General features: G+C 67.9%; 12 protein-coding genes. 6 read left to right on the plus strand and 6 right to left on the minus strand.

The features are described 5' to 3' along the window. Positions 1-9: 9 nt before the first annotated feature. The gene (locus ACVXZ4_RS03875; RefSeq protein ID WP_461796918.1) at positions 10-1,428 is read left to right on the plus strand and encodes a phosphomannomutase/phosphoglucomutase; all 1,419 of its coding nucleotides are present in this window, start codon (positions 10-12) and stop codon (positions 1,426-1,428) included. Positions 1,429-1,543: 115 nt separating this feature from the next. Then, positions 1,544-3,037 (plus strand): adenosylhomocysteinase, encoded by a 1,494-nt coding sequence (gene ahcY, locus ACVXZ4_RS03880; protein ID WP_461796919.1) that lies wholly within the window; start codon positions 1,544-1,546, stop codon positions 3,035-3,037. A 19-nt stretch (positions 3,038-3,056) separates the two neighbouring features. On the opposite strand, the gene ACVXZ4_RS03885 is transcribed toward ahcY, so the two are convergent. Further along, on the minus strand, positions 3,057-3,914 hold the full coding sequence (locus tag ACVXZ4_RS03885; protein WP_461796920.1) for an RDD family protein: 858 nt from the start codon (positions 3,912-3,914) through the stop codon (positions 3,057-3,059). A 17-nt stretch (positions 3,915-3,931) separates the two neighbouring features. Here ACVXZ4_RS03885 and ACVXZ4_RS03890 point away from each other — a divergent pair, with 17 nt between their 5' ends. The 3 genes from ACVXZ4_RS03890 (at position 3,932) to ACVXZ4_RS03900 (ending at position 6,951) form a co-directional block, all read left to right on the plus strand. Beyond that, positions 3,932-4,927, plus strand: a complete 996-nt coding sequence (locus ACVXZ4_RS03890; RefSeq protein WP_461796921.1) for a stage II sporulation protein M — start codon at positions 3,932-3,934, stop codon at positions 4,925-4,927. A gap of 68 nt (positions 4,928-4,995) precedes the next feature. Further along, entirely contained in the window at positions 4,996-5,409 is a 414-nt protein-coding gene (locus ACVXZ4_RS03895) for a Fur family transcriptional regulator (RefSeq protein ID WP_461796922.1), read from the plus strand. Between the two features lie 54 nt (positions 5,410-5,463). Next, positions 5,464-6,951 (plus strand): catalase, encoded by a 1,488-nt coding sequence (locus ACVXZ4_RS03900; protein WP_461796923.1) that lies wholly within the window; start codon positions 5,464-5,466, stop codon positions 6,949-6,951. Between the two features lie 225 nt (positions 6,952-7,176). Here ACVXZ4_RS03900 and ACVXZ4_RS03905 read toward each other — a convergent pair whose 3' ends face one another. From ACVXZ4_RS03905 to ACVXZ4_RS03925, 5 genes are read right to left on the minus strand one after another with little or no spacing between them, the layout of a single operon-like run. Further along, a complete protein-coding gene (locus tag ACVXZ4_RS03905) occupies positions 7,177-8,469 on the minus strand; it encodes a DUF58 domain-containing protein (protein WP_461796924.1) in 1,293 nt (430 codons plus the stop codon). 17 nt (positions 8,470-8,486) lie between these two features. Beyond that, complete coding sequence (locus ACVXZ4_RS03910) at positions 8,487-9,497, minus strand: AAA family ATPase (protein ID WP_461796925.1); 1,011 nt, start codon at positions 9,495-9,497, stop codon at positions 8,487-8,489. 30 nt (positions 9,498-9,527) lie between these two features. Continuing rightward, positions 9,528-10,703 carry a DUF4350 domain-containing protein gene (locus ACVXZ4_RS03915; RefSeq protein ID WP_461796926.1) on the minus strand — a complete coding sequence of 392 codons (1,176 nt, stop codon included), beginning with the start codon at positions 10,701-10,703 and terminating at the stop codon, positions 9,528-9,530. Then, positions 10,700-11,371 carry a DUF4129 domain-containing protein gene (locus ACVXZ4_RS03920; protein ID WP_461796927.1) on the minus strand — a complete coding sequence of 224 codons (672 nt, stop codon included), beginning with the start codon at positions 11,369-11,371 and terminating at the stop codon, positions 10,700-10,702. The genes ACVXZ4_RS03915 and ACVXZ4_RS03920 overlap by 4 nt, the downstream gene beginning before the upstream one ends. Continuing rightward, positions 11,362-12,597, minus strand: a complete 1,236-nt coding sequence (locus ACVXZ4_RS03925) for a hypothetical protein (protein WP_461796928.1) — start codon at positions 12,595-12,597, stop codon at positions 11,362-11,364. Before ACVXZ4_RS03925 ends, ACVXZ4_RS03920 begins: the two co-directional genes overlap by 10 nt. Before the next feature lie 167 nt (positions 12,598-12,764). Here ACVXZ4_RS03925 and mtrA point away from each other — a divergent pair, with 167 nt between their 5' ends. Then, the gene (gene mtrA, locus ACVXZ4_RS03930) at positions 12,765-13,445 is read left to right on the plus strand and encodes an MtrAB system response regulator MtrA (RefSeq protein WP_461796929.1); all 681 of its coding nucleotides are present in this window, start codon (positions 12,765-12,767) and stop codon (positions 13,443-13,445) included. The last annotated feature ends 17 nt before the right edge of the window (positions 13,446-13,462 follow it).

Raw genomic sequence — 13,462 nt, forward strand, 5'->3', positions numbered from 1 at the left:
ATTGGCAGCATGACTGCCCCCATCGATCTCACACCGTTCATCAAGGCCTACGACGTGCGAGGCCTCGTCGGGTCGCAGCTCACCCCGGAGGTCGTCACCGCCATCGGCGCCGCCTTCGTCGATGAGATCGATGCAGCGGGACAGGATGTCGTGGTCGGCCACGACATGCGTGACTCGTCTCCGGGGTTCGCGGCAGCCTTCGCCGAAGGTGTCCAGGCCCGGGGCGGTAACGTGCTCTCCATCGGCTTGTGTTCCACCGACGAGACCTACTTCGCATCCGGCCACTTCGACGCCCCGGCCGCGATGTTCACCGCCAGCCACAACCCCGCGACCTATAACGGCATCAAGCTCAGCCGCGCCAAGGCGCAGGGGATCAGCTTCGATACCGGCCTGAGGGCAATCCGGGATCGCGCCCAGGCGTACCTCGGCGGTTCGATCGAGCCGGTCGCCCAGCCGGGGAGCTTCCGCTCCGTCGACGTCATCGCCGACTACGCGTCCTACCTGAGGTCGCTCGTGGACCTTTCCGGCATCCGCCCCATCCGGGTCGTCGTGGATGCCGGCAACGGCATGGGAGGACTGACCGTTCCCGCGGTGCTCGGCACCGCCGCCGGCCTGCCGGCGCTGCCGATCGAGATCATCCCGCTCTACTTCGACCTCGACGGCACCTTCCCCAACCACGAGGCCAACCCGCTCGAGCCGGCCAATATCGTCGACCTGCAGAAGGCCGTCATCGAACACGGCGCCGACCTCGGGCTCGCCTTCGACGGCGACGCGGACCGCTGCTTCGTCGTGGACGAGAAGGGCGCCGCCGTCACGCCCTCCGCCGTCGCCGCCGTTGTGGCGCTGCGCGAGATCACCAGGGTGCGGGCGCTCCAGCCGGACGGCGACATCTTCGTGATCCACAACCTCATCACGTCGCACATCGTGCCGGAGACCATCGAGGCGGCCGGCGCCATCCCGGTGCGCACGAAGGTCGGGCATTCGCTGATCAAGGACCAGATGCGGATCACCGGGGCGATCTTCGGCGGAGAGCATTCCGCGCACTACTACTTCCGCGATTTCTGGGGTGCCGACAACGGCATGCTGGCCGCGATGCACTTCATCGCCGAGTTCGGATCGCAGGCGGATCCTGTCTCTACGATCTCGAAGAAGTACACGCCCTACGCGATGAGCGGTGAGATCAACTCGACCATCACCGACATCCCGGCCGCCTACAACCGGATCGTCGAGGCCTACACGGGAGTGGGCGACTTCGACGAGCTCGACGGCCTCACTGTGACCGGCATGGTGGGCCAGGACGAGCCGTTCTGGTGGTTCAACGTGCGTCCGTCCAATACGGAGCCGCTGCTGCGCCTCAACGTGGAGGCCGGGACCCCGGCGGTCATGGAGCACGTGCGCGACGCCGTGCTCGCCCTCATCCGCGACTAGCGCCCGGACGCGATTGTTCCCCGCCGTCGGGTGAGGTGCGATTCGACACTGAACAGTCCCGACGAGCGGGACCAGTCTCCGCGGACGCGCAGCTGCAGTCGCGTAATCTAGGGCCATGACGATCACCGCGCCCAGCACAACTCCGAGCACCGCCCTCCAGTTCAGGGTCGCCGACCTCTCCCTCGCCGAAGCGGGCCGCCACCAGTTCCGTCTCGCCGAAAACGAGATGCCCGGCCTCATGGCCCTTCGCGAGGAATTCGGCACGTCGAAGCCGCTGGCCGGCGCGCGTATCGCCGGGTCGCTGCACATGACCGTGCAGACCGGTGTCCTCATCGAGACCCTCGTCGCCCTCGGCGCGCAGGTGCGCTGGGCCAGCTGCAACATCTTCTCCACCCAGGACGAGGCGGCAGCGGCAATCGCCGTCGGACCGACCGGCACTGTCGAGTCGCCTGCGGGTGTTCCGGTGTTCGCCTGGAAGGGCGAGACGCTCGAGGAGTACTGGTGGTGCACCACGCAGATCTTCGACTGGAGCGCCGAAGCTGCCGCCGCGGGTGAGACCTGGGCCGGGCCGAACATGATCCTCGATGACGGTGGCGACGCCACGATCCTCGTGCACAAGGGCCGCGAATACGAGCTCGCGGGCGCAGTTCCGGATGCCGCGGAGTCCGACAGCCACGAATGGCGCGTGATCCTCGACACCCTGCGCGTCTCCCTCGCCGAGTCCTCCGACCGCTGGACGAACATCGCCGCCGGCATTATGGGCGTCACCGAGGAGACAACCACGGGAGTGCACCGACTGTACGAACTCGCCCGCACCGGCGACCTCCAGTTCGCCGCGATCAATGTCAACGACTCGGTGACCAAGAGCAAATTCGACAACAAGTACGGCATCCGCCACTCCCTGCCCGACGGGCTGAACCGCGCCACCGACGTGCTGATCGGCGGCAAGGTCGTGTTCGTCGCCGGCTACGGCGACGTCGGCAAGGGTGCTGCCGAAGCGCTCAAGGGCCAGGGCGCGCGCGTCATCGTCAGCGAGATCGACCCGATCAACGCCCTGCAGGCCGCCATGGACGGATTCCAGGTCACCACGATCGAGGACGTCGTGGGTGAGGTCGACATCTTCGTCACCGGCACCGGCAACGAGAACGTACTCACGGTCGACCACATGCTCGGCATGAAGCACCTCGCCATCGTCGCCAACGTCGGGCACTTCGACAACGAGATCGACATGGCCGGCCTCGAGACCCTCGCCGGCACGACGAAGGTGGAGATCAAGCCCCAGGTCGACGAGTGGCGCCTCCCGACCGGTCGCAGCATCCTGGTGCTCTCCGAGGGCCGCCTGATGAACCTCGGCAACGCGACCGGGCATCCCTCTTTCGTGATGAGCAACTCGTTCACCAACCAGGTGCTGGCACAGATCGAGCTGTACGTGCACGGCGACAACTACCCGCTCGGTGTCTATGTGCTGCCGAAGCACCTCGACGAGAAGGTCGCGCGCTTGCACCTCGATGCCCTCGGTGTGAAGCTCACGGTGCTCTCCGACGAGCAGGCCGCGTACATCGGCGTTCCCGTCGACGGCCCGTACAAAGTGGATCACTACCGCTACTGACTCGTAGCGGCGCTGCGGCTCAGCGCTCGGGAAACCCGTGCGGAAGGCCGTCGAGTGCCGGTCGCAGGTGTTCGAGACGCGCGCCTTCGAGCGCAAGGGCGGTGTACTCCCGGTCGCGGCGCAGGGCGGAGACTGCGGCGAGGAAGAGTTCGGCGTTCGCCGACGGCAGCGGCGACACGAAGGCGGATGCCTCGCTCGCGAGCGAGCGCGACATCCGGTCTCGTGCATCCGGGGTCAACCGCGTGGCCTGGCGAAGGAACTGGGCGATGCGACGGGACAGGCCGTCCGGCATCCGGGCCACATCGGCGGTCGCGGCCCAGCCCACCAGTTCGACCGGGACGCCGTAGACCGGCGGCGTGACCTTCGACACCCGTTCGTTCTGGCTGTAGGTGCCGGCGAGCAGGTCGCCGACCCGTTTGGTGCGCCCGTTGAGCAGCGCGGTGACCGCGGCGATACCCCCGAGCGTCGAGAACACTTCGAGAACCCCGGTGAGGGAGCGGATGAATGCATGGCGGAATCCGATCGATCCGCCGTCGTCCCGCACGATCCGTGCGCCGACCGCGAGCTTGCCGAGCGACTTGCCTTGGCTGAGAGTCTCGACTGCGGTCGGCGCGACGACGAGGCAGAAGACGAGGGCGGCAAGGGTGATCGCCGTCGCGCTGGCCTGGTCGAAGAATCGACTCAGCCACGGGGAGCTGACCGCAAGAAGGATGAGCAGCCAGAGTCCGAAGTAGGCGATGAAATCGATCATCGCGCCGGCCGCGCGCAGGATGAAACTCGTCGGTCGGAGGTCGAGTCCGACGGCCTCTCCCGTCATCAGCTCGAGCTCATCAGAGACCTCGGGAATGCCCGCACCACCCTGAGCTGCCGTCGCCATGTCTAGTATCTAAACAGATGGATCTCGATGCCTACTCCGCCGCGCACCGCGATGAGTGGGAGGAGCTTGCCCGGCTCGGTACGAAGCGGCGGTTCACGGGCAGCGAATCCGACCGGCTGATCGAGCGTTACCAGTCCGGCGCGAGCCAACTCTCCGCGATCAAGACCACCGCGGGGCAGTCCGTGCAGGGCGATCGGCTGTCGCTCTCCCTGTCCCGCGCGCGCTTGCGTTTCACCGGTGCTGGCAACAATGTGCTGAGCCAATTGCCCGCGTTCTTCGGGGCGCAGCTTCCGGCCGCCCTGTACCGCATCCGCTGGACCACCCTCGTCGTCGCCCTCGCCACGGCGCTCGTGGCCCTGCTCTACGGCTACTGGGCTCTCAACACGCCCGGCGTGCTCTCGCACTTCGGCACCGAGGAGTTCCGCAAGCAGTTGGTGGAGCAGGACTTCGTCGGTTACTACTCGAAGTACTCGACGACCTCCTTCGCCGGACAGGTCTGGACCAACAACGCCTGGCTGGCCGCCCAGTGCATCGCGTTCGGGATCGTCGGCGTGTACTCGCCGTACCTGCTGTTCCAGAATGCCCAGAACCTCGGGTTGACCGGTGCGCTGATGGGAGCCCACGACCGGCTCGACGTGTTCTTCCTCTACATCGCCCCGCACGGCCAGCTCGAGCTCTATTCGATCTTCGTCGCGGGAGCGGCCGGGATGACCATCTTCTGGTCGTGGATCGCTCCCGGCGCCCGTACTCGCGGCCAGGCGCTCGCGGAGGAGGGCCGTGCGCTGTTCACCGTCGCGATCGGGCTGACCCTCTCCCTCCTCGTCTCGGGCATCATCGAAGGATTCGTGACCCGGCAGGACTGGCCGTGGGTGATCAAGATCGGAATCGGCACAGTGGCGCTCGGGTCGTTCCTGTTCTACCAGTGGGTGATCGGCCGCCGGGCGGCCCGCGCCGGCGAGACCGGCGACCTCGACGAGTTCGAGTCCGGTGCGCGGAGGATCGTCGCGGCCTGAGCGCCGAACTCAGTCCACCCGGGGCTCCCAGTTTTGAGTCGTTCACGATTAGTGACAGACTGGCGGGGATGGATGCCGAGCTGGGGACCGTGCTTCGAGCCGCAGGCCTGCGCGTCACGCCGGGTCGTATCGCCGTGCTCTCGGCTCTCGGGGAGCACCCGCACTCCACCGCCGAGACGTTGCGGGTGGCATCCGCCGCCGGCCTCTCGATCCAGTCCGTGCACAATGTGCTCGCCGACCTGACGGCGGCACGGATGATCCGCCGCATCGAGCCCGACGGATCCGCCGCCCTGTACGAGCGCCGCATCGGTGACAACCACCATCACGTGGTGTGCTCCGGCTGCGGTGTCGTCGCCGACGTCGATTGCGTGCACGGTGACGCGCCGTGCCTCACGCCCGGAAACACGGCCGGGTATGCCATCGATACCGCCGAAATCACTTTCTGGGGGCTCTGCCCCCTCTGCCAAGGATCAGTGCCCTAGCGCTACCAGCGCTCCCAAGACTTCTCAGCTGCCAACGATCAAGGAGATAGACCCGTGACAGAACCGACTACCACCCAGTCCGGAACGCCGGTCGAGAGCGACGAGTATTCGCTCACCACCGGGCCCGACGGGGTCACCGCTCTGCACGACCGCTACCTGGTCGAGAAGCTGGCATCGTTCAACCGGGAGCGCGTGCCGGAGCGCAACCCCCACGCGAAGGGCGGTGGCGCTTTCGGCGAGTTCGAGGTCACCGAAGATGTGTCGATGTACACCCGCGCGGCAGTATTCCAGCCGGGCACCAAGAGCGAGGTGCTGCAGCGCAACTCCTCAGTCGCCGGAGAGCAGGGATCCCCCGACACCTGGCGCGATGTGCGCGGCTACGCTCTCCGCTTCTACACGACCGAGGGCAACTACGACATCGTCGGCAACAACACGCCGGTGTTCTTCATTCGCGACGCGATGAAGTTTCCCGACTTCATCCACTCCCAGAAGCGCCTCGGCGGTTCCGGGCTGCGCGATGCGGACATGCAGTGGGATTTCTGGACGCTGTCGCCGGAGTCGGCCCACCAGGTCACCTACTTGATGGGCGACCGCGGACTCTCCCGTTCGTGGCGTGAGCTCAACGGCTACGGGTCGCACACCTACCAGTGGATCAACGCCGCGGGTGAGCGTTTCTGGGTGCAATACCACTTCAAGTCTCGCCAGGGTGTGCACAACATCACCGCGGAAGAGGCCGAGAAGATCGCGGGCGCCGACGCGGATTACTACCGCCGCGACCTGCACGAGGCGATCGAGCGCGGAGACTTCCCGACCTGGGATGTCTTCGTGCAGGTCATGCCCTACGAGGAGGCGAAGACCTACCGTTTCAACCCCTTCGACATCACGAAGGTCTGGCCGCACTCCGACTACCCGCTGATCCCGGTCGGCCACTACACGCTGAACCGAAACCCGGAGAACTTCTTCGCCCAGATCGAGCAGGCCGCGTTCTCGCCATCGAACCTCGTGCCCGGCATCGACATCAGCCCGGACAAGATGCTCATGGCGCGCGTGTTCTCCTACCCGGACGCCCAACGCGCCCGTGTCGGCACCAACTACAACCAGCTCCCCGTGAACCAGCCGCATGCCGCCGAAGTGCACAACTACGAGCACGAGGGGCACATGCGTTACGAGTTCAGCGATGCGACGGCGCGCACCTACGTGCCGAACTCCTACGGGGGACCAGTCGCTGATCCGGCCAAGGCCGGAGTCGGGGGCTGGGACACCGACGGAGAGCTAATCCGTGCGGCGCAGACCCTGCACTCGGAGGACGACGACTTCGGCCAGGCGGGCACGCTGTACCGCCAGGTGTTCGACGACGCATCGAAGGAGCGACTCCTCGGCACCCTGGTCGGACAGTACAACTCATTGACCGTTGACCGCATCAAGGAGCGTTTCCTCTGGTACTGGACGAGCGTCGATGCCGGCCTCGGCGCCACGCTTCGATCCGAACTCGGAACCGGCGCGCCTGATTCCTCGCACCAGCCGGTGACTGTCGGGGTCTAGCGCTGGCACCACAGCCGCCTCACCCGACGAAACGCCCGGTCCTCGCGACCGGGCGTTTCGTCGTCTGCCGCGACCTGCACTGCCTGAAACGCAGGACATTCGCCGCTCAATCGGCACTTTCGCCGCGATCGCGGGCTTTTCGTGGCGAATGTCCTGCGTTTTCGGAAGCGGGGTGGGTCTCGATACGCACCCGGGAGGACGCTACTCGACCAGCGAGGGCAGCAGCTACAGCCGCCCGGCAGCCTTCAACGCGATGTAACGGTCCGCGAGGGCGGGCGGGAGATCCGCGGGGGCGCCGGTGACGACATCCGCCCCCAGCTGTCGGATGGCGGCCGAGACGCGGGTGGTGTCGAGCATCGCGCGCTCGGCTGCCGCTGCGCGGTAGACGTCGTCCCGGTCGCCACGGTCGAGGGATGCCGAGAGCACGGTCGGGTCGGTCACCGACGAGACCACCACGGTGTGTTTGCGCGTGAGTTGAGGGAGCATCCCGAGCAGTCCACGGGATCCGCCGGCAGCATCGATCGAGGTCATCAGTACGACGAGCGCGTGCTGGCTGGTCACGGAGCGCACGAGGGAGGGCACCGTCGACCAGTCCATCTCGATCAGCTCCGGGTCGATCGGCGCCATCACCGTGACCATGCGCGAGAGCAGCTCCGGGCCGCTCGCCCCCTGGATGCGTCCACGCACGCGGCGATCGAAGACCACCACGTCGACCCGGTCGCCGGCCCGCGTTGCAAGGGCCGCAAGCAGCAGCGACGCCTCGAACGCCGTGTCGATGCGCGGCTCGTTGGCGATGCGCGCCGCGGAGGTGCGCCCGCTGTCGATCACGATCACGACCCGGCGATCGCGCTCGGGGCGCCAGGTGCGCACGACCAGGTCGCTGCGCCGCGCGGTGGCACGCCAGTCGATCGAGCGCACGTCGTCACCGCGCACGTACTCCCGCAGGCTGTCGAACTCGGTTCCCTGCCCGCGGATCATCACGCTGGTGCGCCCGTCGAGCTCGCGAAGGCGGGCGAGCCGGGACGGCAGGTGCTTGCGGGAGTTGAACGGCGGGAGCACCGTGATCGCGCCGGGCAGGTCGATCGTCGCCTGGCGTGCCAGCAGCCCGAGCGGTCCGAACGACCGCACCGTCACCTGGGCTGCGCGCCGCTCGCCGCGGCGGAAGGGCGTGAGGGAGGTGTCGATGCGCCGCCGTTCGCCGGCAGGCAACGCCAGCCGCGCCCGGGTCGGTGACGCGCCCGCGGACGGCTGCCAGCCATCCCGTACGATGCCGCGCACGGTGCGCCGGCCCGTGTTGGTGAGCAGGAGAGCGGATGCGACGGTCTCACCGAGCCGCACCCGGTCGGGCAACTCGCGCTCGAGCCGCAGACTGCGCGGGGAGCCCGCCAGCAGCAGGTCCACCACGCCGATCACCGTCACGACGACGAGCCAGAGCCCGAGCCAGTCGGGCTGGTCGAACACCACGATCGGCACGATTCCGAGCGCGACGAGCAGCACGAACCGCCCGGACCACGCCATCAGGAGCCGCCGCTCATCTAGATCGGCACCTGCACCTGGCTGAGGATCGACCGCAGGATCGAGTCGGGCGCGACACCCTCGAGCTCCGCCTCCGGGCGCAACTGGATGCGGTGCCGCCACACCGGCAGCACCATCGCCTGCACATGGTCGGGTGTGATCGAGTCGAACCCGTTGAGCCAGGCCCAGGCCTTCGCGGCGGAGAGCAGGGCGGTCGTGCCGCGGGGGCTCACGCCCAACTTGACTGAAGGGCTCTGCCGGGTGCCACGCGCGAGGTCGACGATGTAGGCGAGCAGGTCGGGGGATGCCCGCACCCGGCCGACCTCCACCTGCGCGGCGGCCAGCTGCGCGGCATCCAGCACCGGGGTGACGCCGGCGGCCTCGAGGTTGCGCGGGTTGAAGCCGGCGGCGCTGCGCGTCAGCACCTCCACCTCGTCGGCGCGCTCGGGGATCTCGAGCACGAGCTTGAGCAGGAAACGGTCGAGCTGGGCCTCGGGCAGCGTGTAGGTGCCCTCGTATTCGATCGGATTCTGGGTCGCAGCGACGATGAAGGGCACGGGCAGCGGTCGGGTCTCCCCGTCCACGCTCACCTGGCGTTCCTCCATCGCCTCGAGCAGGGCGGACTGCGTCTTCGGGGGCGTGCGGTTGATCTCGTCGGCGAGCAGGATGTTCGTGAACACGGGCCCGGCACGGAAGTCGAATTCGCCGCTGCGGGCGTCGTAGACGAGCGATCCCGTGACATCCCCGGGCATCAGGTCTGGCGTGAACTGCACTCGTTTCGTCTCGAGTTGCAGCGCGCGGCTCAGCGTGCGCACCAGAAGGGTCTTCGCGACACCGGGCACGCCCTCGAGCAGCACATGCCCGCCGGCCAGCAGCGCGATGATCAACCCGGTGACGGCGCCGTCCTGCCCGACGACGGCCTTGCCCACCTCCACGCGCACCCGGGCGAACTGCTCACGGAGCGCTGGCGAGCCGCTCGGCGCGTCGACGACGGAGTCGGGGGAGGACGCGGCCAGGTCAGTGTCGGTCATTCGTTCATTCTCCATGGTGGCTAGCGCGGTTCAGGACGGGCGGATGTCACGGGCGACGAGTCGCTCGAGATCGAGCAGCTCATCGGAAAGGCGTACGAGATCGCGGTCGGTGCGGGGTTCCTCGGTGAGCAGCAGGGAACGGATGCCCGCGGGATCGCGCGCGGTGACGCTCGCGACGGCTGCGATCACGTCATCCACCGTCGCGAGTCGAGGGAGGCCGCACAGCGTGGCCAGCCGGGAGACGGCCCCGATGCGCAGCGAGTCGAGCGCCCGCAGCCGCGCCGCGCCCTTCTGGTAGAGGCGGGCCCGCCCCTCCATCGTCTCGCTCGCGCGAACGACCACCGGGAGGTTCTCGACTACCAGAGGCCCGAGGCGGCGCCCCCGCCAGAACGCGGCGACGATGGCGACGATGATCAGCAGCGTGGCGACGGAGCCGACCCACGGAGGTGTGAGGTCGGCGAGAGTCGGTCCACTTATCGACGAGTCGTCGATGGTCGGTAGGTACCAGACCAGCCGATCGTTGTCCCCGAGGAGAGTGAGAGCGAGCGCGGCGTTGCCCCGCTCTGCGACGTGTTCGTTGGAGAAGGCATCGGTCGTGCCGACGACAGTCACCTGCTGCGCCGCCCTGGTGATGTCGACGACCGAGAACGTGTTCGAACCGCTGCCGAAGCATCCGGTCGCGTCTGCGGCCTTGTCGATGATCCGGAACCCGGATCCGGCGCCACTCACCCGACCGGCGGCACTCGCGGCGGGCAGGTCGCATCCCGCGGTGAGCGAGGTGCGGCCGACGACGCCGGCGAGACCGACCTCGGGAGCCAGCGCCCGTGCCTGGCCGAAGGTGGGGGAGAGCACTACAACATGCTCGGCGAGGGTGGCCAGGGATCGCAGTTGCGTCCTGTCGAGGTGGGACTCCGGGTCGACGAGGAACAGCGTGGAGCCGGGGGAGTCGCGCAGGGCGGCCTGTGCTCCGGACAGGGTCTCGGGCACCGAGACATCCACTCCGCGGCTGCGGAGTACCTCTGCGATCGCCTTGCTCCCGGCCGGCGCGGGATTGGTCGCCGAGAACGGCACACCGCCGGTCGAGGCGCCGGTGGTGGCCAGCCCGATGACGGCGATCAGAACGAGGAAGACGCCGGCCACGATCCAGTACAGTGCCCTGCGGCTCGCGACCCGGATCGTGGGGGTGAGGGTGGTGGCGGATGTCATGGCGCTGTCACCGCCGAGGCCAGTGCCGGGCGCGCCGCCCGCAGGTCACTCTCGAGCGAGCTCGCCGAGCGATAGGCCTCCTCGGTACCCTCGCGGCCGAGGTAGCGCACGTCGTCGAAGACGGATGCCGCGGCCGAGAGCCGCTCGGAGAAGGCGGGGAGCACCGTCCCCGCGCGCACCGCGAAGTCGCGCGCGGTGGTGCCGGGGGAGACCGTGACCAGAGTGCGCTCCGCGAGTCCGCGGGCGATGGAGCGGAAGATCTCCTCGATTGCGAGAACCCAGTCCGACCGGGCGGCCGCGTCCTCGGCCGAGCGCCTCATCGCTGCGGCATCCCGGGTATCTTCGTCGCCGAACAGGGCACCACCGCCCGAGCTGCGGCGATTGAGTCTCGGGGTACCGAAGATGAAGAAGGCCGCGACGAGAGCCGCGACGACGACGAGGAGGGCGATGATCAGGATCGGGCCCTGGACGCCGGGACCGCTGTCGATCTTCAGCGACTGCAGCCAGTCCCAGAACGCCTTCGAGGCCCGGTCGAACCAGGTGGGCTGGGCCGCGCGGTACTCGGGTTTCGCCAGCTCCTGGATGATCCACCGCTGTGCTTCGGCGGAATCCGGATCGACCGGAACATCCAGTCGCACCAGGGCGAGCGTCGTCGCGATCACGCCCACGGAGACTCGTCGGCGACGGTCTGCTCTGTGACCGCGGGGCCGTGCAGCAGCGGATCGACGACGCTCGGGTCACCCGACTGCTTCGCCTCGACGTAACGCACCAGCTCGAGATCGAGCCCTTCTTTGCGCATGCGCAGGTCGAGGTAGATGAGGCCGGTCGTGGCGGATTGCACCACCGAGGTGATCGACTGCACCACCACCGCGATCACCACCCCGAACACGCCGACCACCACGATCACCACGGCGACTCCCGCGCCGTTCTGCCCCTGTGGATCGAAGAGAGCCGTTACCATCGGGGCCACGAAGGAAAGCGGGATAGAGGCGACCTGGCTCACAAACCCGATGATCACCGCGACGAGGACCGTGATGCCGAAAGTGCGCCAGAAGTAGCCCTCGGTGAGCGACCAGGATCGGGCGACGGACTCGCGGATACTCAGGCGCTCGACCATCAGCACGCTCGGCACGAGGGCGAGTTTGGTGCTCAGCCACGCGTAGGCGACCGCAAGGGCGAGGAAGGCGAGGATTCCGATCAGCACGGCGGCGATGATCCCTCCGGTTCCGAGGCTGACCACGAGCAACACGATGATCACCACGATCACGGCGAGCACGATGGTCGCGGCGAGCACGAGGAGTGCCGCCCAGCCGATGAGCGCACCGATGCGGCCGCGGGCCTTGGCCCACAGCCCGCCGAGGGACAGTTTCTCACCGACGGCGCCGCGCGAAACTTCGAGCACGATGATGCCCTGAAGCACTGCAGCGGCGATGACCGCGAGCAGTCCAGGGATGATCGATGCCACGATGATGAGCCCGGTCGCGCCGGCGGTGATCTGGTCCGCATTCTGGGTGGTGCTCGAATCCACGCGGGCGAGGGCGCCGAAGGTGACGCCGGCGACAACAAGGATCAGCAGGAGGTAGACGCTTCCCTGGATGAGCAGAGCCGCTCCGAAGGTGGGCTTCGGGTTGCGGCGGAGCACCCGGAAGGAGGCGCCGAGGATCGTGCCGAGGTCCAGTGGGCGCAGGGGGATGAGACCCGGCTTCGGCGGAGGGGTCCAGCCCGGCTGCGCGCCGCCGTAGCCGTACCCGGCACCCGCCCCGGGGTTCTGGCCGACGAAACCGGGAGCGACCGGGGGTGCGACCGGTGGGGCGTAGGGGGGTGTGATCGGTGGGACGGGTGTGGGGGGAGAGACCGCGCCCCCCAGGCTGGTCCACTTCTGTTCGTCGGTCACTCGTGATCCCCTCGTCGCGCCTGGCATTCAGTGTCCGGCGTCGGGTATCCGGCGGACCCGGCAGCCCATGGGATTATGCTTTCACACTCGACTACTCTTATGCGAAAGCATCTGAGCCAGTCTCAGACCCGAATCACCTCCTGACGCCACCTTTCGAAGACCGGATGATGACCGCACGCATTCTCGTAGTCGATGACGACACAGCCCTCGCGGAAATGATCGGCATCGTGTTGCGCTCCGAGGGCTTCGAACCCTCCTTCTGCGGAGACGGCAGCCTCGCGCTGGCCGCCTTCCGGGAGACGAAACCCGACCTGGTGCTTCTCGACCTGATGCTCCCCGGCAAAGACGGCATCGAGGTCTGCGCGGAGATCCGCACCGAATCCGGCGTACCGATCATCATGCTGACCGCGAAGTCCGACTCGACAGATGTCGTGCGCGGCCTCGAGAGCGGAGCCGACGACTACGTCGTCAAGCCCTTCAATCCCAAGGAGCTGGTCGCGCGCATCCGTACCCGCCTGCGCCCGACGCCGACCGCGTCAACCAACGTGCTGCAGGTAGGCGACCTGCAGCTGGATGTCGCGGGCCACGAGGTGAAGCGCGGCGCGGCGAAGATCAACCTCACGCCCCTCGAGTTCGAGCTGCTGCTCGCGCTCGCGCTGAAGCCGCAGCAGGTGTTCACGCGCGAGATGCTGCTCGAGCAGGTCTGGGGCTACCACTACAAGGCCGACACCCGGCTCGTGAACGTGCATGTGCAGCGCCTCCGCGCCAAAGTCGAGGAAGACCCCGACAACCCGCGCATCGTCATGACCGTGCGTGGCGTCGGCTATCGCGCGGGTTCCAGCAACTGACGCAGCCGGTGCCCATG

This window comes from Lacisediminihabitans sp. FW035 (genome assembly GCF_054880895.1).

Excerpts from the sequence above, each read along its gene's own strand:
- ACVXZ4_RS03910 (WP_461796925.1), bottom strand. The coding sequence starts at position 9,497 with ATGACCGACACTGACCTGGCCGCGTCCTCCCCCGACTCCGTCGTCGAC.
- ACVXZ4_RS03915 (WP_461796926.1), bottom strand. The coding sequence starts at position 10,703 with ATGACATCCGCCACCACCCTCACCCCCACGATCCGGGTCGCGAGCCGC.
- ACVXZ4_RS03905 (WP_461796924.1), bottom strand. The coding sequence starts at position 8,469 with ATGGCGTGGTCCGGGCGGTTCGTGCTGCTCGTCGCGCTCGGAATCGTG.
- ACVXZ4_RS03875 (WP_461796918.1), top strand. The coding sequence starts at position 10 with ATGACTGCCCCCATCGATCTCACACCGTTCATCAAGGCCTACGACGTG.
- mtrA (WP_461796929.1), top strand. The coding sequence starts at position 12,765 with ATGACCGCACGCATTCTCGTAGTCGATGACGACACAGCCCTCGCGGAA.
- ahcY (WP_461796919.1), top strand. The coding sequence starts at position 1,544 with ATGACGATCACCGCGCCCAGCACAACTCCGAGCACCGCCCTCCAGTTC.
- ACVXZ4_RS03890 (WP_461796921.1), top strand. The coding sequence starts at position 3,932 with ATGGATCTCGATGCCTACTCCGCCGCGCACCGCGATGAGTGGGAGGAG.
- ACVXZ4_RS03895 (WP_461796922.1), top strand. The coding sequence starts at position 4,996 with ATGGATGCCGAGCTGGGGACCGTGCTTCGAGCCGCAGGCCTGCGCGTC.
- ACVXZ4_RS03885 (WP_461796920.1), bottom strand. The coding sequence starts at position 3,914 with ATGGCGACGGCAGCTCAGGGTGGTGCGGGCATTCCCGAGGTCTCTGAT.